At 45.9% G+C, this 21,259-nt stretch carries 12 protein-coding genes; 5 read left to right on the forward strand and 7 right to left on the reverse strand.

Annotated features, from left to right (window positions below; all coding sequences use genetic code 11):
- Positions 1-507: 507 nt before the first annotated feature.
- The 7 genes from QUB14_RS07480 to QUB14_RS07510 form a co-directional block, all read right to left on the reverse strand.
- The gene (locus tag QUB14_RS07480) at positions 508-1,788 is read right to left on the reverse strand and encodes a glycosyltransferase family 4 protein (protein ID WP_006634596.1); all 1,281 of its coding nucleotides are present in this window, start codon (positions 1,786-1,788) and stop codon (positions 508-510) included.
- A gap of 116 nt (positions 1,789-1,904) precedes the next feature.
- Positions 1,905-2,633 (reverse strand): class I SAM-dependent methyltransferase, encoded by a 729-nt coding sequence (locus QUB14_RS07485; protein WP_333216003.1) that lies wholly within the window; start codon positions 2,631-2,633, stop codon positions 1,905-1,907.
- A 135-nt stretch (positions 2,634-2,768) separates the two neighbouring features.
- Positions 2,769-8,114 carry a glycosyltransferase gene (locus tag QUB14_RS07490; protein WP_333216005.1) on the reverse strand — a complete coding sequence of 1,782 codons (5,346 nt, stop codon included), beginning with the start codon at positions 8,112-8,114 and terminating at the stop codon, positions 2,769-2,771.
- Between the two features lie 42 nt (positions 8,115-8,156).
- On the reverse strand, positions 8,157-9,656 hold the full coding sequence (locus QUB14_RS07495) for a methyltransferase (protein WP_333216008.1): 1,500 nt from the start codon (positions 9,654-9,656) through the stop codon (positions 8,157-8,159).
- 15 nt (positions 9,657-9,671) lie between these two features.
- Positions 9,672-11,084 (reverse strand): ABC transporter ATP-binding protein, encoded by a 1,413-nt coding sequence (locus QUB14_RS07500; RefSeq protein ID WP_333216010.1) that lies wholly within the window; start codon positions 11,082-11,084, stop codon positions 9,672-9,674.
- 134 nt (positions 11,085-11,218) lie between these two features.
- Positions 11,219-12,070 carry an ABC transporter permease gene (locus QUB14_RS07505; protein WP_445251820.1) on the reverse strand — a complete coding sequence of 284 codons (852 nt, stop codon included), beginning with the start codon at positions 12,068-12,070 and terminating at the stop codon, positions 11,219-11,221.
- Positions 12,071-12,251: 181 nt separating this feature from the next.
- Positions 12,252-12,791, reverse strand: coding sequence for a hypothetical protein (locus QUB14_RS07510; RefSeq protein ID WP_333216012.1), 540 nt, complete (start codon positions 12,789-12,791; stop codon positions 12,252-12,254).
- 74 nt (positions 12,792-12,865) lie between these two features.
- Between QUB14_RS07510 and ruvB the strand changes: the two genes are divergently transcribed.
- The 5 genes from ruvB (at position 12,866) to QUB14_RS07535 (ending at position 21,208) form a co-directional block, all read left to right on the forward strand.
- Positions 12,866-13,954 carry a Holliday junction branch migration DNA helicase RuvB gene (gene ruvB, locus QUB14_RS07515; RefSeq protein ID WP_006634589.1) on the forward strand — a complete coding sequence of 363 codons (1,089 nt, stop codon included), beginning with the start codon at positions 12,866-12,868 and terminating at the stop codon, positions 13,952-13,954.
- Between the two features lie 12 nt (positions 13,955-13,966).
- Positions 13,967-14,530 (forward strand): Uma2 family endonuclease, encoded by a 564-nt coding sequence (locus QUB14_RS07520; protein WP_333216014.1) that lies wholly within the window; start codon positions 13,967-13,969, stop codon positions 14,528-14,530.
- Between the two features lie 109 nt (positions 14,531-14,639).
- Positions 14,640-16,394, forward strand: coding sequence for a DNA repair protein RecN (gene recN, locus QUB14_RS07525; protein ID WP_333216016.1), 1,755 nt, complete (start codon positions 14,640-14,642; stop codon positions 16,392-16,394).
- Between the two features lie 602 nt (positions 16,395-16,996).
- Positions 16,997-20,206, forward strand: a complete 3,210-nt coding sequence (locus QUB14_RS07530; protein ID WP_333216018.1) for a GAF domain-containing protein — start codon at positions 16,997-16,999, stop codon at positions 20,204-20,206.
- A 453-nt stretch (positions 20,207-20,659) separates the two neighbouring features.
- Positions 20,660-21,208 carry an inorganic pyrophosphatase gene (locus QUB14_RS07535; protein ID WP_333216020.1) on the forward strand — a complete coding sequence of 183 codons (549 nt, stop codon included), beginning with the start codon at positions 20,660-20,662 and terminating at the stop codon, positions 21,206-21,208.
- The last annotated feature ends 51 nt before the right edge of the window (positions 21,209-21,259 follow it).

Below are 21,259 nucleotides of genomic sequence, written 5' to 3' on the forward strand. Positions count from 1 at the left end.
CACAACTATATCAAAATCGATCGGGCAGGGGGATATTCCAATACTTTAGGTAATGAAGTAAGAGACGGATAGAAGCCTTCGGTAGCATCTCACTTTTGCAGCCAAGCTAGAAATTGGAGTTTTGAGGCAGGAGGCAGAAGGAAGGAGAAGAAGTGTTTTTACAAATATGAGATGCTCCCTTGCTATTGCTGATGGGGGCGGATTCACATTTAGGACAGTTCATATTTCCATTATGCAAGGCCCGAAAATACACGGGACGGGCGGGACGCCCATCCCACAAAAAAAATCCCAATCATCCCGCTATTATCCAACGCCTAAATTATTGCTCTCGAAGCTAGTTTACGACTAGCCTAGAAAGGATTAATGGACTGCTATCAAACTATTTAATTTGGCAACTAAAGCGTCCAGATGTTCCGATGTTTATCGTCTGGTGGGTGGAGTCTCCTGTGCGGTGTAGTCGCACAGGAGAGCTTACGATCAGGGGTTTAGTGCTGACCAACTTTATTGCTAAATTCTCACTGCAAAAGATGCTGCTAATTCCCGTTCTGGTTCCATACCAACTGTAGGCGGCATGGAACGATTGGCTACTTGCTCAATTAGTTGTAAATGTTGCGGTAGCATTTTAGCTAAACTGTAGCGTTCTAGGGCGGTTTGACGGGCTTTGATGCGAATTTCTGCCATGCGGGTAGGATGGTCTAAAACTTCATCAATGCGATCGGCTACTTGTTTGGGCGAGAAGTAATCGACTAGCAAACCGTTTTCTCCGTCGCGGATAACTTCTCTGACTGGCCCTGTGTCGGAACCGATTACTAAACATCCGGTTGATAGAGATTCAATCATCGACCAAGACAGCACAAAAGGTCTGGTCAAATAAACGTGTACGTCGGATGCTTGAATTACTTTTAAATACAGTCCGTAAGGTAGCGGCCCGACAAAGTGAACTCGCGACAAATCTAGGGGGACTTTTTTGAGCATATAGTCTTTGTAAGACTCGCCGTTGGGTAAAGAACGCCCGTAACAAACTCTTTCGGAACCAACGATTACGACGTGACAGTTGGGGCGGCGTTCTTGCACATAGGCGATCGACTCAATGAATTCGGGAAAACCCCGGTAAGGTTCCATTCCCCGCGATACGTAGGTGACAATTTCATCAACGCCAGACAAGTCTAAGTTAGGCAAAACCAGTTTAGCACCGGGGTCTGGTTTGAAGTAATCGGTATCTACGCCGTCGTGGAGTGTGGATAATTTTTGTTGTAATTCTGGCGGAAATTGCGATCGCTGCCAATAAGTGGGCGACACACCCCAATCGCAAGAATATAAATCGATCAGAATCGGCGCATTTTTGATTCTAATTCTGGCCATATCGTCAACTGTTAAAGGTTCCGCTGGGTCGAAATCTGCGTCGGAACCTATCGCATGATAAAACCACTCGAAATAACACAAAAGCGGCGTATTTGGAAATGCTTCTTTGACAAATAATGTTGGCCCCCAACCGGAATGTCCGCAGATAATATCGGGTACGAAACCGTCTGCTTTGAGTTGTTCTGCCATTCTAAATACGGCTTGTCCGTAGATGACGGCACTTTCTAAAGGGCGGACGTATTGGTGAGTCTGCGCGTGGGGTTCCCGGCTGGGGGTAAATGCTGCTTTGCGAACGCCGGGAATGTTCCACTCTGGGCGCTCGTTTTTAGTGCCGAAAACAATTTGATTTTTGGGATCTGCGCCTAAAGCCGTGATAATGTGGCGGTATTGGGCGGGGAAGTTGGGATGGAGAAATAATGCTTTCATTGTCAGTTGTCTGTTGACTGTTGACTGTTGACTGTTGACTGTTGACTGTTGACTGTTGACTGTTGACTGTTGACTGTTAGAATAAAATATTTTGATTCGGCTAAAAAGCTTTGGTTTTATTCATTGGGGGTTGGTGCTTTGCAGATCCAGACGCAATCTCGCGGTACTGAAGATGTATTTTTCAGGATGATTTGATAGTTTAAATGGTTGAGAAATTTTTCCATAATTGTATCAGTCATAACTGAAAAGGCTGTGCCGTCTCTGTGCCCTAGCAAGTTTTTGTCCCACTCGCTGGCGAATTTTTGCCACCCTAATTCGCTAAAAATATTTGTGTGGTGAAACACGCAAATTCGATCGCCCCGCAGCAGTTTGGGAATTCGAGTCAGGTAGTTGAATATATCTACCGGCTCTACGTGTACCATTGTATCGTAACAAAAGCAGACATCGGCTGAACTTGGGGCGATGCCGTCTAATGTTAAACCGTCGAGTTTGACGTAAGAAACGCGATCGTCTCCCAAGCGCGATCGCGCCGCTTGCAGCATTTGACTGGAAATGTCGGCACAAATTAGTCGATCGCAATATTTCAGCAGCAGCGAACCGGTTTTTCCCCCGCCGATACCAATTTCTAAAACCGTATGTTCTTTTTTGATGTACGGTGCAATAAATTGCTGTTCTATCAGCGCTTCGTATTCGGCTAAGGAGTTGGCGGCACCGGCAGCTTTACCTATCCATTCGTCGCCAATATGGGCAAGTTCGGCATTAGTTTTTTGCCACTGTTGGGCGTAACTGTCCCATGCCCTTTCATAATCTACTCTTGGGCGATCGGTCATTTTTTCATGGTTCATTTTTGATTTTATAGTATTGATGGCTCAATTTTCAATATGTTCCGCAAGTCTTGGCAAATTATATCAAATCCTGCCCCAAGTCTACGAGTTGATTTACTGCGCTTGGCTGGGCGGGACGCTGGCATTGTAAGATGACTAATGACTGCTGAAATATGCTTCGCAGAAAATATCTGCATAATCTTGAGTCATTTCTTCAAAAGTATTAAGCGAATCCAAGACATATTTAGCGTTTCCAGCTAACTGCTGCCGCAATGATCGATCCTCCAATAAACTAATCAAACCTGCCACTAATTCGTCCGGACGATCGGGCGTATAAAACAAACCATTAATTCCAGACCGCACTTGTTCTCTAATTCCAAAAACAGGCGTGGTAATAATTGGCAAATCGCAAGCCATAGCCTCCAAAATCACTCTCGGAAAACTTTCTACGCGAGAAGTGCAAACAAATATATCAGCCGCTTTGTAATATTTTGCCGTCTCTCCAGTTTCCGGGACTACTGTCACCCTTTGTCGCAACTCTTGTGGCAATTCTCCCACCAACTCGGCTAATTTATTGCTGTAAATACTCGGGCGATCGCCCACAATAAAACACCTAATTTTATTGTGCCATTTGTCAGGCAAAAGAGAAAGTGCCTTAACTAAATCCTGCTGGCCTTTGCGTTCGCATACAGTTCCAAGCAGCAAAATAACCACATCTTCCGCTGCAACACCTAAACTTTTTCTAGGCAATTCACCATAGTCAGAATTTTGTAGTTTGCTCAAATCTAAACCGTTGTGAATCACGGTAAAATTGTGGTGGCTGTTGAGAGACCAATACCTGTCCCGCGTTGCATCCGCCACAAAAATCACCTTGTAAGGAAAGCGAAAACACTCTAAAGCTCTCGCCGCAATCTCAGAACCAAACCTGTTAAAATAAGTTTGCCAAGGTTCGCTTTCGTGTACGTTCCACACCACAGGAATTCCGATTTCTCGCGCCGCATCAACTACAAAAAAGTTTTCTAAAGTATTGGCATAAATTGTATCTACTTTTAAACTTGCAATTTCTGTGCTAAAACTGCGGATGGCTTCATCATAAGCATCGCGCTGATAGATGTGTTCGAGAGGATTGTCGCGCACAATTACTTCAATTCCCTGCTGTTCGTAAGCTTGACGCAGAGGCCCCTCTGTTGTGCAAAGTACGATCGGCTTAATCACACCCTCAGCCGCCAATTTCACCGCGATTTCGTACTGATGCAGCGGCGCACCAGTGAAATCCAGCGAATTGCTGCACATCAAAACTCTGATAGGATTTACAAAATTATTTACTGATATCAAAGCACCAAAATTATCACCTTTTATTTTTTCTTTCTTCTTTCCATCCGTTACATCCGTTACAAAATCCGTTGCCGAACCTTCTTCCTTCATAAAAACCCGTCGAGGTTGAATATGAAAATACTCATCTTCTAAAGACAAGTGAGGACTGTAAAAACTGTCTTTTTTCCCCGCATACTTGCGTCTAAAAGCCGCCACTTCTTGAGGATTGTCGGTAAAACCCCTAGAAGTTCCCTCTTTGTGCAACAACTCCGCCTCGGCACAATATACGCACCGATAACCCCGTTCTAACAGTCGGTATCCATAATCTGCATCATTGTAAGCAACAGCAAAATTCTCCTCATCAAAACCGCCCAATTCTAAGAACAATTGACGCGGAGTAATCGTGCAAGCGGCTGTTACCGCAGAGTAATTTCGCGTTACCATCGCTTGAGACAGATAGCCTCGATTGTCGCTGTTCATCAGCTTAAAAGCGTGACCAGCCAAGCCGTGATGCAGCCCGTGAATTACGCCCGCGTGCTGAATTCTGCCGTCGGGATATAACAGCCTCGCGCCGACTGCACCCACGCCAGGGATTTGAGCGTATCCCACCATTTGACTCAGCCAGCGCGGGTTAATTACTTCAGTATCGTTGTTCAAAAACAACACATATTCGCTATCAACTTGTTCGGCAGCGCGGTTGTTAATTGCTGCAAAACTAAACTTGCCACCAGGATTTTTTATATGCAAAACTTGGCAATTTAATTGCTTTAAATATTCTAGAGTTTTAGGATCGTCGCTTTCGTTGTCGATGACGGCAACTTGATAATTTTTATATGTGGTAGTTTCTAGAGAATCCAGACAGGCTTTCAGCAATTTAAACTGATTTTTAGTAGGAATAATTAGCGTTACTGATGGGCCATTATCCGGGAAATCCTGGGAAAATATGCCCAAATTTTCTTTAATCGCCCATGCGTGCTGAGCGACATTGCCGTTAATTTGGCGACGGTTTAGTGCATCTTGAATGGCTTTTTGACCTGCGGCAAAACTGGCAGGTTTCGCGGCCCCAGATATGGCTGTAGAACCGGGTGCGGTTCGCCAGTGATACAGCACTAACGGCAGGTGCGCGACGTGGCGAGAAATTTCGGTTGCTCTCAATGCAAAATCGTAATCTTGCGAGCCTTCAAGACCTATCCGCAAACCGCCTATTTGTTCAAAAATGTGTCTTCTCACGGCGCACAAATGACCGAGATACATATAGGAAAGCAGCAGTTCCGGCGACCATTCCGGTTTGAATTGCGGGGCGAAGCGGCGACCTTTAGTGTCGATTTTGTCGTCGTCGGAATAGAGAAAATCGGTAGCTGGATGTGAGGCAAAATATAAGGCGACTTCGCCTAATGCGTCGGGAGTGAGTTCGTCGTCGTTGTCTAAAAACAGGAGGATGTCGCCTGTTGCGAGGGCGGCGGCGCTGTTGGTGGCTGCGCTGATGTTGCCGTTTTCTGTACGAAATGTGATGCGGATACGATCGTCCTTTTGAACCCAGTTTTTCAAAGTGTCAGCAACAGTGAAATCGCTGCTGCAATCGTCGGCAATGCAGAGTTCCCAGTTTGGATAAACTTGATTGATTACGCTGTCGATCGCACTTTCGAGAAAATCTATCTGCGGGTTGTAAACTGGCATTACTACCGAAATTTTTGGCAGGGGTTCCCGGCAGGATTTTAACCGAGAAATTAAGTAATCGCGCGCGCGATCGTTCCACTGATTCACCTGAAGCCATGCGTCATATCTATCAATTGGTTGAGGCACCACAAAACCCGCAGGTGGCAGTAAATCTCCCGGCGCAGTAAACTGTTTTTGCTGCCGATAAATTTTCCCCAACTGGCGAATCACCTTCACAATTTCCCAAGGCATCGGCACAATTCTGCCGAGACGCTGTTTTCTCTCCTTCGCCCGCTGCTGAATTGCGGCTGTAAACCTTGATAACTCCTCAAATTTCTCAGCACTTCGCTGCCAGATCTCGTAGCGCCGCACGGTCAATATTTTAGGCGCTTGAAAAGACAAAATTTCCCCGGTTTCTAACTCAGCTTGCAGAGAAACGTGCCATTCGCCCGGAGGCAAATCGACAATGGCCTCAAAACCGCTTTCCGAACTGTTAACCCAGTCAGGAAACACTTCGCCGACATCTTTTCGCCGCAAACCGTAGGCGCATTCTACAGAAATATCGCCGCACAACAAGCTTAATTTAGCAATTTTGCGATCGTGGTGGCAGCACCAACCTGCAAACAAAATTTGACCCTGACGCTGTTCCCACACCACCGGTACATCTAACGATGCTTGAATCGTTGAAACTAACAACGGATAAGCTGCCAACAAATGCCATTTACCTCGATCATCTTGCGCTTCCAGTAGCACTTCGTGCCGTCCGGCAGGCGCTTCCAATTCAATTGTAAAACCTGATTTCTTCGCAGCCGGAATATTAGAGTGTGCTAGCGCTATATCACTTCTATCTATGCCGTAAACGCCCGCAAAACTCTGGTCTTTAATTCTGGCCCGGACTGCTGTAGTCTCTCTTTTTTTGTGAAAAACCCAGCCCACAATTAGCAGGTGGGAATCGCAAACTTGCCAAGTAGTGGGTTGGTCTAACGAAAAAATAAATTTAGGGAACAATTCGCGGATTCTGCGCTGAACTTCCCACCATTTTTCTCTCACTTGCCACCATCTAGAAGACTTGATTGTAGCAAGTTCTGCCCGAAAAAGTTCATTTTCCTGGCAGGCTTGTTCTAAATTTTCCTGAGTATCCTTTAATTTTTCCTGAGTTTGACTTTGTGCTGTTTCTAACTGAAGTAATTCAGCTAACTTTTGCTGCAATATAAATTCAGTCTCTTCAAATTGTACCTGAGTTTGTCCTAATTCTGCTTCTAATTCTAATACTTTCGCTAAAGCTGTTTGAAATTGCGATTCTTTGCCTGCAAGCTGTACCTGAGTTTGTCCTAATTCTGTTTCTAATCCGAGGAGTTTCGCTAACGCTTCTTGAAATTGCGATTCTTTGCCTGCAAGCTGTACCTGAGTTTGTCCTAATTCTGCTTCTAATTTTAAGACTTTTGTTAAAGCTTCTTGAAATTGCGATTCTTTGCCTGCAAGCTGTACCTGAGTTTGTCCTAATTCTGTTTCTAATCCGAGGAGTTTTGCTAAAGCTTCTTGAAAATTTGATTCTTTGCCTGCAAGCTGTACTTGAGTTGCTCCTAATTCTGTCTCTAATCCCAACACTTTCGCTTGGGCATGGTGAAATTCTTCTTGCCACTGTTTGAGTTCGGAAGACCTAATTTTTTGCTGTTTTTCCAGCAAGCGGATTTTTAGCCAATCTTCAAATGGCCAGACTGGAGAGGCGGGGAAATGAATAACTTGAGCGATCGCACCTTTCGATTCGCTGCTCAGATTGCCAGCTTGGGTTTCCAAAAGTTCATATAGTTCTAATGCTTCGGGAAAATATTTTTCTATTAAACTCGGTCTGTGACTTTTGACAATATCGTTGACTAATAAAGATTCTTCAAAATTGTCGCCCGGTATGGCACCTAAGTTAACATTAAATTTTTCGTTGACTCGATCGAGGAAAAGTTCAGGAGTGTTGCCGATGGGGTAAACGTTGGCTAGGAGACAGCGATCGGGGAAACGTTCGTAAAGTTCTAAAACTTTTTGATTGTAGTGAATCCACATTTTTACTGCCATTTCGGGATTTTGCAGCAAGCTGACATCGGTTCCCCGGCGGTAAAGGGAATCGACTACTTCCCAGGGCGATCGATAAACACAGATAAAATTAGCTTCGGGGAGTAAAGTCAGCCAAAAATCCCAAAAAAGGGCTGTTCGCGGGTCTTTCCAACCCCAATGTTTGTGAGTTTGTTGATTTTGGTCGATCGCGCGTTTGGCGATTTCCACGTATTCCGCTGCTACCGGAATCGTTTTTTCAAACGTACATCCGAGTTCATCAATACCGTGCGATCGCAAAACACTTTTGTGAAACTCCACAAAATCAACATTCTCGAAATGACCTTTCACATTTCCGTCGGCCGGGCCCACTAACTTTTTGCCAATATCAACCCCGACTTTCTGAAACAAAGAAGCTGTTAAAGACGTACCGGAACGGTGCATTCCGGTAACAATAAAAACCGACGGTTTGCTGTCATTTGTACTCACAATTTATCTCCCTCGCCCTAATTCCCACACCAAATTTACTCGCTACTCTCCCGCTAAGCCCAGGGATCGCCTGACTTGAAACCACGCGCTTCTGATCTTCCAGAACTTGCTGCTTTCCATTGCTAAAACTCGACACTTCGCTTGCTCTAGTTCTTGTTTGAGATTAATTAGTTGATTTTCCGTTTTCTCCAACTGCATTTGCACGGATAATAAGTGATTTTGAGTTTGCTCCAATTGCGTTTGAGCTAAAACTAATTCAGTTTGAGTTTCTTCCAACTTTGTTTCAGTAATCATTAACTTACTTTGCTTTTGCTCCCATTCTATCTTAGCCGAAGCTAACTGAGTTTCGAGTAATTTTAGTTTGGTCTGAGTAGACCCCAACAAAGACTGCGATTGCCTTTGGTTAAGCAGCGATTTAACAGTGCAAGTTTCCAGAATCCATTCCAAACCGTAGTTATTGATTGCTTTGACTATTAACACATCCTGCAGCGCCACCGTGTTTTTTGGTAAATAACACCTCCAACCCGACTGCAAAGCCCCATCATTTTCAAAATATCCAGCCACATCAGGGCGATCGTAAAAAGGCTCGCACTTCTGTACAACCTCGCCGTTTACCAGCACTTGCAGCTCCTCAACTCGACCGCCGGAATTCACATCAGCCACCCATCCTTCCAGATACAAATTCTCCTTATTCGTAAAAGCAGCAACATCAATATATCCTTCCGGATGATGATGGAATTTAAACTCCGAAAAATCTCTAACTAACTCATTTGTGACAACATACAAATCCTGAAACCTGCATATGCCTTTTTTGATGCGGTGAACAAAAGCTTTGCCTCCGCTAACTTTCTCGACACATTCTCTCACAAACTTTTCAGTTACATAAGTTGTGCCGTATTCCTCCTTATCTAAGGACTGGCTTTCGCTTTGAGGACTAAACAAAATACCATTTGCCGGCATTTCTATATTGGCTAGGCGCAAACACTCATCGTGAACGCTGAACATCAAAATGCCGTTAGGAGTCAACAAATCGTACAAATTTTGCAACCAACTTGTAAAAGTCCTTTCGGGCATATGGCTGAAAAAAGAATTAGCCAGAATGCAGTCAAACTTGCGGTCAATTAAATAATTTTCTGGTTGTCCCGTCGAGACAATACCGTTGACGCCCAAGTATTCTGTTTGAAACTTAACAGCGTTAGCATAAATATCAGAAACCCAAATTTTTTCCGGCGACATTTCCTGAATCAAAAACCGGGTAAATCGACCGTAACCGCAGGCAAAATCTAGAAAAGAGGGAACATTTTCAAAACTGCCAAAATGCCATTCCACAACTTGTTTAACCGTATCCAAGATGCGACGCCCGATCGAATAATAGCGCACCAAAGCCCGATCGCGATCGTCTTTGACGTTGTTCAAGCTGAACAAATACATTTCATCGTCTTCGCAGATATTCAGTTTAAAATTTTCGGCAAACTTAGCTTGATCTTGAATAAATGCTTTGATTACGGGATTTTCTACTAAATCTAAATTGATATCGCTCATTGTTTTTACAGAATTTTAGATAACCTCTGTTGACTGCTCTTTCACTATAGAATCAGCATTAACAACAGTTAAACACGGTTCGATCAGCAAGTCAACGATGCCGTTACCGCAGGACTCTGTACAAGACTGAACTCTAAACATCGCCACATCAACGCAGCGATCCAGATAAGTTAAATCTCCATCAACCGTTCCCACAACCCCAGCATTCAGAAAATAAACCCCGGGATTCAGCAAACATTTAAACTGAAACTTAACTACAATTGTCGTTCCCGCTTCCACATACCTAACTGACTGAGTAGAAGCCTTCAAAGAAGCACCCGCCAACTCAAAACCGCTAATCGTTTTAATCAACATTCCAAACCTAACCTTGGAAGTTGACCGCGAGAAAGTGACCGAGTAAGTATAAATATAATCTTGACGCCCTAGCAAGTGATTTACCACATTTCCCTTCAGCGTCTCGATGTGGGGGTTGATAATTTCCGCTCCGCGAGACGGATACCTTACCGTATTCGACGGTATCATCCCCGGATCGTAAAATTCATCGTAATATTCCTTGGGTTTAGAGAGATGTTGATCCGGTTTAACTTCCCTCTTTGTGCTTTCTAAATTAGCCTCCTGAAGGTGGTCTTGACTTTCCTGTTTTGTCAGTTGGTTCAGAGAGCGAATATCTGACTTCAACCCCAAAACCTGATCCGGATCGGCATAAATAAGCTTTTGATACTTAGAAATTACCACCTTCGGCGTGTGAGCGAGCAGCAATTCACCGCTATCCATTAAAATCGCCGATGTACAAAGTTGCACCACAGAAGTAGCAGCGTGAGAAACAAATAAAATTGTTCCGCCACCTTCCTGAATGCTTTGCAAGCGGGCAAAACACTTGCGTTGAAAAGCTTCGTCGCCCACCGAAAGCGCCTCGTCAACCACCAAAATATCTGGCTCGACGCTAGTCGCAACAGCAAAAGCTAGCCTGACAAACATACCGCTAGAATAAGTTTTGACTGGCTGTTCGATGAAATCGCCAATATCAGCAAAAGCAGCTATATCGTCAAATTTTTCTTCAGTTTGTTTTTGATTGAATCCCAGTAACTGAGCGTTAAAAAACACATTTTGTCGCCCGGTAAATTCCGGGTTAAACCCGCTTCCGAGTTCCAACAAAGCGGAGACTCGCCCTTTAACCTCCACGCTTCCTGCGGTAGGCGTTAGCGTCCCCACAATTATTTGCAGGAGAGTGCTTTTCCCCGAACCGTTGCGACCGACGATTCCCAGAGTTTGTCCTTGAGGAATTTCCAGATTGATGTCGTGCAGGGCCCAAAATTCGTCAGCCAGTTTTTTGCTGGGGTAAATAATTTCCTTTAAGCGGTCTCCTGGACGATCGTACCGCTTAAAGCATTTGGAAACATTTTTTAGTGAAATTACATTTTCTGTCATTGGCGGCAGTCAATCGATTTTAGATTTTAGATTTTAGATTTTAGATTGACTTGAAATCTCAAACATATTTACAGCACAATCGATTTTAGATTTTAGAATTTAGATTTTAGATTGACTGTAGATCTCACACAAATTTACAGCACGTCAGCAAAAGCGGGACGCAAACGCCGGTAAACCGCCAAACCTCCACAAAATATAACAGCAGAAATCAGCGTGGCGACACCCCATTCGCCCCAATGCTTCACTTCTCCAAGCAGTATGAGGTCTCGATAAACCTCCGAGATGGCGGCCATTGGATTTAGCCAAAATACCCACCCTCGCCACTCTTGGGGGATGATTGATGCTGGGTAGACGATCGGCGTCAAATAAAACCAAAAATTTAGAATAACACCTAATGTCTGAGGAATGTCTCGCAAAAATACAGTCAAGCCCGCTGTCAAATATCCCAAGCCAGCAGTTATCAGCAACTGAGGTATCCACACCAGCGGCAGCAAGCATAAAGTAGCGTTGAGCTTTTGCGACGACACTGCAACTATCACAATCAAAGCTGCTAAACCCAGAGAACTTTCAAGAAAAGCTGTAAAAATCGGCACTAGGGGCAGTAAACCGAGAGGAAATACCACTTTTTTCACTAAATTTGGCTGCCCCACCACCGATACTCCCGACTTGATCAAACCGCTGGTGAAGGCAGTCCAAGGCAGCAAACCTGCAAACAACCAGACTCCAAATGTAATGTCGCTGTTTTCTGGGAAGCCTGCAAGGCTGAGCTTTACCTTGAGGACGATCGAAAATACGTATGTGTAAATCACCAATTGCGATAGCTGATTCAGCAGCGGCCACAAATTGCCCAGAATCGAGCCTTTGTATTGAGCTTCCAAGTCCCGGCGCACCAATGTTGCCAGCAGATTCAGCTTCGCCCACCGCCGGGGCGTAATTGCGGGCAGCCTACCGCGCACCCTTCGGGCTTTTTGGGCAACTCCTTTCACCGTTCTCAGCAATTTTTTCGCCCTCGTTCACTACCTTCACACCTAAATCAACTCAAGCTACAATTGTGCAGCTTTTGTTAAACCGCAATTATTCCACAGCCCCGCCGCTTTGATCAAGGATCTGCCACCCTAGCTTCGGCTTCTTCTTTCTTTCTTCTTTCCTCTTCCTTCGGAGGTTATTTTAGCCGATCGCCGATCGAACTGCCGAACCCATCGCTAGTTTTTGCTCGTCGTCGTAGCCCCACCGCTGGAAAAATTTTTCATACTTGCCGTTGGCACTTTGCAAACTTTCTAGCATTTGCGACGCTATAGTTTGACAGGCTGGCATTTGCAGCATTTGAATTAAATTGCGCGATCGCTCCTGCACTCTAGCAGAATCGGCCGCCATTTCCTCCTTTTGCTGGCGCGAATGATGTACAACCATTGCCGCCGACATCGCCAAATTTTTCACCAGCAGTTCTGCTACGATCTCAGGAGCCGATCGCAGCGCCTCGACTACTCCGGGTGACGGGTGATCTGCCTCCTGTCGATCGTCCGTTAGATAGGTGACAAAAAAACCCCTAGCACCGTTCTGTGTTTTCACCAGAGATGTAACAGCTTGCTGGATGTCGGCTTGTAAAAGTCGATCGGCCTCCATGAACGACAGTAAAGATTGAGTCAGCTCGATCGCCCCCTCAAAAGTTATGCTTTCCGATGCTAATAAAGAAGATGGAATACTCATAACGAACTCAATAATTTTAAAGATTCTGCTAACAACAATTGTAAACACTTCCCGCTGCCCGATCGCAAATAAATATGGCTATTATCTCCTCCAAACAACAGCCCCCCGACCCAAATCTACCCGAAGACATAGCCCCGGCCCGTCGCAAAAAAGTGGCCAAACCCGAGGCGGAATCGCTGCTAGAATCGCAAGAACTACCCGACGAAATCAACAGCAAACAAGACGACAAAATCCGACCCCAGCGGTTAGCTGAATACATCGGGCAAAAAGACTTGAGAGAAGTTTTGGCGATCGCAATTGCAGCCGCCAAATCTCGCGGCGAACCGATGGATCACCTGTTACTCTACGGGCCTCCAGGGTTGGGCAAAACCACAATGTCGCTAATTTTAGCAGCAGAAATGGAAGTTGAATGCAAAATCACCACCGCCCCAGCTTTAGAAAAACCGCGAGATATTGTGGGATTGCTGATCAACCTCAAAGCAGGCGACGTGCTGTTTATCGACGAAATTCACCGCTTATCTAAAGTTACAGAAGAAATCCTCTATCCGGCGATGGAAGACTGCCGCTTAGATATTACGATCGGTCAAGGCAAAAGTGCCAAAATCCGCAGCATTCCCCTGAAACCCTTTACCTTAGTAGGAGCAACCACAAAAGTCGGGTCCCTGACATCTCCATTGCGCGATCGCTTCGGCTTGATCCAAAGATTGCGCTACTACGAAATAGACGAACTCAGTCTAATTGTCCAAAGAACCGCCCAAGTTCTCGACACTAAAATCACTCCTGAAGGAGCCATAGAGATTGCCCGCAGAGCTCGCGGAACGCCCCGGATCGCTAACCGTTTGCTGCGGCGAGTTAGAGACTACAGCGAAGTCAAAAACTTAAAGCCAATTGATGCCGAAGTTGCCTCACTCGCCCTGGAATTATTCAACGTCGATCCGCTAGGTTTAGATTGGACAGATCGGCGGATTTTGACAGCAATGATTGAGAACTTTAACGGCGGCCCAGTGGGCTTAGAAACTCTCGCAGCTTCTACAGGAGAAGACACTCAAACCATTGAGGATGTATACGAACCTTATTTGATGCAAATCGGATTTTTGCAGCGGACAAGTCGGGGCAGAATGGTAACTCTTGCTGCTAGAAAACATTTGGGTTTTATGGAATAAAAGGAGTAAAAGATGGTACAAATACCAACAAAAACACTAACTTTGTCCGAGTTTCTAAAACTGCCCGAAACCGAACCAGCTAGCGAATATATCAACGGTCAAATCATCCAAAAACCTATGCCACAAGGAAAACATAGCCGGATTCAAGGTGAATTAGTCCCAGCAATCAATGTCGCAGTTAAAAATCAGAAAATTGCCTTAGCTTTTCCTGAATTACGGTGTACTTTTGACGGCAGGTCAATCGTGCCAGATGTCACAGTATTTACTTGGGAAAGAATACCAGTTGATGAAAATGGGGATGTTGCTAATGTATTTGAAACTTACCCAGATTGGACAATTGAAATTCTGTCTCCAGGGAAGAGTCAAACTAAAGTAACTGGGAATATTTTACACTGTCTGAAAAACGGCACTCAAATGGGTTGGCTGATCGCTCCGATGGTGCGCTCGATCTTAATTTATCCCCCTGGAAAGCAACCAGAAATTTTAGCGAAACCCGAAGAAGTGTTGCCCGTTCCAGATTGGGCAGCAGAATTGCGGCTGACGGTAGGAGATTTGTTTGGGTGGTTGAAACTATAGCCGAAGTCAGTTGCCAGTTGACAGTTGTTACCAATTCCCAATTACTAATTACTAATTACTAATTACTAATTCCAATTTCCAATTCCAATTTCCAAATTCCAAATTCCCCATGTTAATATCCCTCAGAATAGAAAACTTTGCCTTAATTGACTGCCTGGATCTAGATTTTTGCCCGAGTTTGAACGTATTTACAGGGGAAACCGGGGCCGGCAAATCGATTATTCTAGATGCGATCGATGCAGTGTTGGGTGGGAAAGTCGATCGCCGATCGATTCGCACCGGAGCAGCGCGGGCAATATTGGAAGCTACCTTTGAATTGGACAAAGCCGCAGCTTTGTGGCTGGGCGAGCAAGAAATCGAACCCATAGACGGAAATTTAGCCGTTTGCAGCCGGGAAATTAACGCATCAAGCGGCGCTCTACGCACCAGATCGCGCTTGAACGGAATTCTCGTCAACCGCCAGTTAATGGATCAACTGCGCGATCGGCTGGTCGAAATTACCGCCCAAGGCCAAACCGTCCACCTCGGACAAGAAACCCTCCAGCGAGAATGGCTGGATTTATACGGCGGCAAAAAGCTTACTGAAGCACGATCGATCATCGCCTCCGCGTGGATCTCAGCCAGCAATGCCAAAACAGCCCTCAAACGCAGGCGTCAGTCGGAACAGCAGCGACTGCAAAGACTTGATTTGTTAGAATACCAAGTCCGAGAACTCGGGGAAGCCCACATCGAAGACGCCGACGAACTCGAACAGCTAGAACAAGAATCAATCCGGCTGGGCCACGTCGTCGAATTGCAGCAGCAGAGTTACCAAGTCCACCAAGCCCTCTACCAAAACGACGGCGACAGCGCATCAGCCGCCGACTTGTTGAGCAAAGCCGAAGTAATTTTAAGCGACATGGCGGTTTACGATGTGCAGTTGCAACCAATCCTAGAAATGGTCAGCGATGCTTTAGCCCAAGCCACAGAAGCCAGCCGGCAAATTAGCAGCTACGGCGAACAATTAGAAGCAGATCCCGAAAGACTCGAAGAAGTAGAAGATCGGATTCGCGAACTCAAACAAATTTGCCGCAAATACGGGCCGCTTAAAGAAGCGATCGCCTACTACCAAAGCATTCAAAACGAACTAAATGAACTTTTAGAAGGAGGCGAGTCAATGGAAGCCTTAGAACTCGCATATCAGAACGCTTTAGAGCAATTAAAAGACGCTTGCAACCACCTCACCACCCTGCGGCGCGAAGCAGCCCTCAAACTAGAAACGCACCTCGTAGGAGAACTTAAGCCGTTAGCAATGGAAAAAGTGCAATTTCAAGTCGAAATCTCGCCTTGTACCCCAACCGCTACCGGTGCCGACCAAATCGCCTTTTGTTTCAGCCCCAATCCGGGCGAACCTTTGCAACCTCTGGGCGCGATCGCCTCCGGGGGAGAAATGAGCCGCTTTCTGCTGGCCATCAAAGCTTGTTTTTCCCAAATAGAAAGTGCCGGTACGCTGATTTTTGACGAAATCGACGCCGGAGTCTCCGGGAGAGTCGCCGGGGCGATCGCCAAAAAACTCTACCAACTCTCCGACAAACACCAAGTTCTCTGCGTCACCCACCAGCCGCTGATCGCTGCGATGGCTGATTTTCATTTTCGCGTCAACAAACAGACGATCGAAGCAGAACCAAGTATCGAGGAAGCCGCAGCCCACTCCGAACCAATGGAACGTACAGTAGTCAGAGTGGCCGCCCTCAACAGTGAGCAGCGGCGCGAAGAACTCGCCCAACTCGCCAGCGGCCGCTCAGCAACAGAAGCCATCGCCTTCGCCGAATCCCTGCTTGTCGAAGCCGCCGGATTGCGCCAAACTCAGTCTGCCAAACCCTAAGCTGACCCTCAAGCCGATCGTGGGGTTAAAAGGCGGAGTTTTTCCGATCCGGAGGTTACACTAAAAATGGCAACCGCAAGTTTTACAAAAAAAAGCTGAAAGCCCCGTGAGTTTAGTTACGGGATGAAAGCTAAGAGCAGCAAAATTGAGAGAAATTCTAGTTAAAAACCACAATTGTGTAGAGAAGGGCACACATCACTAGCAACTGGTGGTGTCACAATTGCCGATAGTCCTACAATGCCATCCCTCTTTCAGCAGTCCTCCCAGCAGTACGCATTCATGTTCCTGCAGGCGATCGGCTCAAAGATCGGCAGAACCTACTTAAACCAGGTACGCACAATGTCAAAATCAGTTAATAAACCATTTAAACAACATTCGCGATCTCTAAAAAGATTGCAGCACTCCCATAGCCTCGTTACTCTCCCACCCTCCGTTCAGCAGCAAGGCCAACTGAATTTCCCTTGGCCTGTGGCCGGAGTTCTGTAAACTGGGAAATACTTTCACACATAATTGAGTTTTGTGCGACAGGTGACTCACTAATGAACTTGCCCGCTCTCCTAGCTTAGAGACTAACCCTTACGCTTAAGATTCTGTAAAGGTCTATGAAATCTGCATCTCCCAATCTGCCAGCTATGGAAAACAACACGACAGTGACAGTAGAGGCCACTGTTGTCAGTGAAAACCATGATTTTACTGTTGTCAGTGAAAACCATCAGGAAAAATATTCTCAGCCTTCCTCTAGCAGTAGCGCTCTTGCCAAAAGTCCAGGATTATCCGGTGTTCTCGATCTCCTAAATAAGGAAAGCTTTACAGAAGTAGTTAAGGAAGTAGAAGAGAAACTTAAGGTTGTCAATCAAACCCTGGGAATGCTGGACAATATTCTTGACGCGCAGGGATTCGACGCCATCCTTAACGAAATGTTGCAGTCGATTACCCTCAAAACCGGGGAATTGCTAAATGCCGATCGCAGCACGATATATTTATTAGACGACGAAAAAAATGAACTCTGGGCGATCGTCGCTAAAGACGAAAATGGCAAAAGTCTAGAGATCCGAGTTCCCGCCCATGTGGGCATTGCGGGAGAAGTAGCCACGGAAAAAAAAGTGGTGAACATTCCTTATGATTTTTATAACGACCCCCGATCGGCTAACGCCCAAAAATTTGACGAAAAAAATGGATATCGCACTTATACAATGCTGGCGATGCCCCTGCTCAACGAAGAAACAGGAGAGTTAGTAGCAGTAGTTCAACTGATTAATAAACTCAAACCCAACCACCAACATTATGGTACTTTAGAATCACAGATTGACAAGGCAGGATTTACTCAAGAAGACGAACAAGTTTTTCGAGAATTTGCCCCGTCGATTCGCCTAATTCTAGAGTCTTCTAAATCTTTCTACGCAGCAACTCAAAGACAACGGGCCGCGACAGCGCTGATGAACGCCGTCAACGCTCTTTCTCAGAGCGGTTTAGACTTAGAAGATACCCTAAAAAGGGTGATGGATCAGGCCCAAGAACTCATGAACGCCGATCGCAGCACCCTGTGGCTGATCGATGAAGAGAAAGACGAACTGTGGACGAAAATCCCGTTCGCCGGCAGCTTGAAAGAACTTCGCATACCCAGAACAGCAGGTTTTGCAGGCATCGTGGCCGAATCCGGCGAACCGCTGTTGATTCCCTTTGACGTGTACGACGATCCTCGCGCTGAAATGGCCAAAGAAGTGGATCCAAAAACTGGCTACCGTACTTGCAGTATGCTCTGTATGCCAGTCTTTAATGCAGATCACAAATTGATCGCAGTTACTCAATTAATGAACAAAAAAAAACAAGGAGAATTTCCCCCCTACAACCCCGAAAACTGGCCACAAGCCCCAGAACAATGGAAAGCGAGTTTCAATCGCAGCGACATGGAATTTATGAAGGCGTTTAATATCCAAGCAGGAGTCGCCTTGCAAAACGCCAAACTGTTTGCAGAAGTCAAACAGCAAGAACAAAGACAAAAAGATATGCTGCACGCCCTGACTAACGGCGTGATTTCTACAGATAAAAAAGGCCATATAGTAGCGACCAATCCCAGTGCCACAAAATTACTGGGTGTCAGCGATGCCGAATTAGCCGAAGGTCAATCTTTGCGCGAGTTAATTAAGTTAGAAAAAGGCGATTTTGCTAAGTGGTTTGATGCGTCTTTGTCTCCCGAAGACGATAAGGATCGCCAGCAGTATTACCCCGATCAAGTTTTGGTATCCTGTGTAGGGAAACCGCAGAGTATCAATCTCTCGATAAATTCTATGACGGATGCGATCGACCCCAGCAAGGTCAACGGCGCGTTAGTCGTCATGGAAGATATTAGCGAGGCCAAGCAAGTCAAGAACTTGATGTACCGTTACATGACGCCTGAAGTAGCCGAAGCTTTGTTAGCTTCAGGGGATATTGGATTGGGCGGTAAGCGCAAAAACGTTTCAGTGCTGTTCTCAGACATTCGCAGCTATACCACACTTACGGAAAAATTGCAAGCCGAAGAAGTGGTAGTGATGCTAAACAAATATTTTGAAGTGATGGTAGATGTCGTATTCGAGTACGGAGGGACTCTCGACAAATACATCGGCGACGCTCTGATGGCAGTTTTTGGCTCTCCAGCGCCCCTAGAGGATCATGCTTGGTGCGCGATGCAAACCGCAGTGAAAATGCGGGAAAAACTGGCAGAGTTCAATCAAGAGCGCATGGCACATGGGGAATTGCCGATCGGCATCGGTATGGGCGTGCATTCCGATGAAGTTGTCAGCGGCAACATCGGCAGTAGCAAACGCATGGAATTGACTTCGATCGGAGACGGCGTAAACCTCGCCTCTCGCTTAGAAGGCGCCAGCAAGCAATACGGCACCGACTTGATCATCAGCGACAATACTTACAGAGATTATGCCGATCGGCTCTACGTGCGAGAACTCGACTTTATTACTGTCAAAGGCAAAAGCGAACCCGTAATCGTTTACGAACTCATCGGCATCCGCGAGGGATACTCGCCCGTTGGCAAGTCACTAACCGAAACACAGCAAAAAATTGTAGAACATTACACCAAGGGGCGCGAACATTACAAAACTCCAGTCAGCCAAAGACTCTCAGAAAGTGAGGTGAAAAACATCTTAAAGGATGTCGCCGAAATGCCGGAGGCAGAGATTAAGAAACTGTCCTACAATCTAGAGCAACAGTTGGAACACGAACTAAGGAAGCTGTTATATCAACTGAAAAAGCTGTCAGAGTACGACCCCAAAAACCTGTCCGAAGCAGACAAACTCATCGTACTGTTGCAGACAGAAATCCAACTGCTGAAATTGGAAGGAATCAAAAACCTCTCGGAAGACGAAGCCAAAATGCTGCTGCAAGCAAAAATCAAGCCGCTATCAGCAGACGATATTAAATACTTGCAAGAAGGCGAAGTCAAAAAGCTCTTGGAAGCAGACATCTTACAACCATCAAATCCCCAAATCAAGAGGCTGAAACCCGCAGAGATCAGGCAGCTATTGCAGGCGAAAATTAAAAGTCGGGCCTGCGAGACAGTTGCAGAAATGTTAGATGAGGAATTTGAAAACCTGGGACTCGATCGGGTGAAAAAACTGCTGAGCGAGTTTAAGAAAGCCTTAGAACCAAAAGCCAAGCAAGCCTTTACAGACGCTGAAGGCGAATTTAAGGCCGTTCTGGATGTTGACCCGAAAAACAAGGCAGCTAAATTGCACGTCGATCGCTGTATGTTATTTCAGCATGCGTTTTCAGATGTACTCAACTGGGATGGTGTGTGGAATCTCACAGAAAAATAGCAGTAGCCCACAGCAAATCCTCGCGGTGGCGCCAGGGTTCCGGGTGGGGCAATCGCGATCGGGGGGTGCGCCTCCCACCCCACCACCTATTAACCTGAATATCCTATTGAGGTAATTGTAAATAAGCTCCAACAGGTATTATGGTTATATAACCGGATTTGAATTTGCCAGCGAGATGCCGGGGTTTCGCCCTACGTGTTTCCTTCGCACTACCTACGGCAACAAACTTAGCACTTCTATTATTTGAAGCGCTTAAAAATAGTTATGACGGGCGGCAGCGTTACCAGGTTTCTGAGAAAAATCTTGGAGAAAGGCGACGAAACATCCGCTCAAAAACCGGGTTTCTCACCCCGCCCGCGTAAGTCTTAATAGCGTTAGTGGCTCCTAAAAAGAGCTTCCTTCGCAGATAGTCAATGTTCTAGTCTTAGATATAGAAAACCACTAGCGTCAGTTATGAATAATTGGAATTCGCAATCGGGAGATGTTGAGTGGGTAGATCAGGTTTACCAACTATTGCTGGAGATTGCTCGGAGCTCCTTGTCAGATATCCCCAGAATCCCGGAAAACATCACTGTTAAGGCTATCCCTCTGATCCAGAAGGTACAAAGCATTCAGCAAAGACCTGACGGACAAGTGTTCAAATCCGGTTCCTTTTCAGTAAACGATCGCGAATGGGTCGATCGAGTCTGTCAACTATTGGTAGAACTAACCAGCGCGTCTTTGTCCGAACAGCCCAAAATGCCGGAAAACCTGGCAGGCAGATCTTTAGCCCTCGCCGATAGAGCACAAAAAATTAAAGAAGATATCGAAGAAAATGCAGCCCAAACCCCAGCAGATGAAGAGGAGAATTCCTTACAGTCTCCAGACGCGCTGCTTTCCCTCTTGCACCACAGTTTGAAAACTCAGCGCGCCAAAAGCTACAACCCCGATGCCCCCGAATGGCAGCAAGTCTTGAGCCTGCTCGACGTAGTGCAGTCAATTTACAAGCAAATCCAAAATTAAATTCAAACTTAACTCAGGGGCGTCTTTATGGTGCTTGATCGCTGGCTCTTA

The sequence above is a fragment of the Microcoleus sp. B3-D2 genome, assembly GCF_036705345.1.
GTDB lineage: Bacteria > Cyanobacteriota > Cyanobacteriia > Cyanobacteriales > Microcoleaceae > Microcoleus.

What these genes read in the sequence shown, in the direction of transcription:
- QUB14_RS07480 (WP_006634596.1), bottom strand. Translation starts at nt 1,788, where the DNA reads ATGAAAGCATTATTTCTCCATCCCAACTTCCCCGCCCAATACCGCCAC.
- QUB14_RS07485 (WP_333216003.1), bottom strand. Translation starts at nt 2,633, where the DNA reads ATGAACCATGAAAAAATGACCGATCGCCCAAGAGTAGATTATGAAAGG.
- QUB14_RS07495 (WP_333216008.1), bottom strand. Translation starts at nt 9,656, where the DNA reads ATGAGCGATATCAATTTAGATTTAGTAGAAAATCCCGTAATCAAAGCA.
- QUB14_RS07500 (WP_333216010.1), bottom strand. Translation starts at nt 11,084, where the DNA reads ATGACAGAAAATGTAATTTCACTAAAAAATGTTTCCAAATGCTTTAAG.
- QUB14_RS07510 (WP_333216012.1), bottom strand. Translation starts at nt 12,791, where the DNA reads ATGAGTATTCCATCTTCTTTATTAGCATCGGAAAGCATAACTTTTGAG.
- ruvB (WP_006634589.1), top strand. Translation starts at nt 12,866, where the DNA reads ATGGCTATTATCTCCTCCAAACAACAGCCCCCCGACCCAAATCTACCC.
- QUB14_RS07520 (WP_333216014.1), top strand. Translation starts at nt 13,967, where the DNA reads ATGGTACAAATACCAACAAAAACACTAACTTTGTCCGAGTTTCTAAAA.
- recN (WP_333216016.1), top strand. Translation starts at nt 14,640, where the DNA reads ATGTTAATATCCCTCAGAATAGAAAACTTTGCCTTAATTGACTGCCTG.
- QUB14_RS07530 (WP_333216018.1), top strand. Translation starts at nt 16,997, where the DNA reads ATGAAATCTGCATCTCCCAATCTGCCAGCTATGGAAAACAACACGACA.
- QUB14_RS07535 (WP_333216020.1), top strand. Translation starts at nt 20,660, where the DNA reads ATGAATAATTGGAATTCGCAATCGGGAGATGTTGAGTGGGTAGATCAG.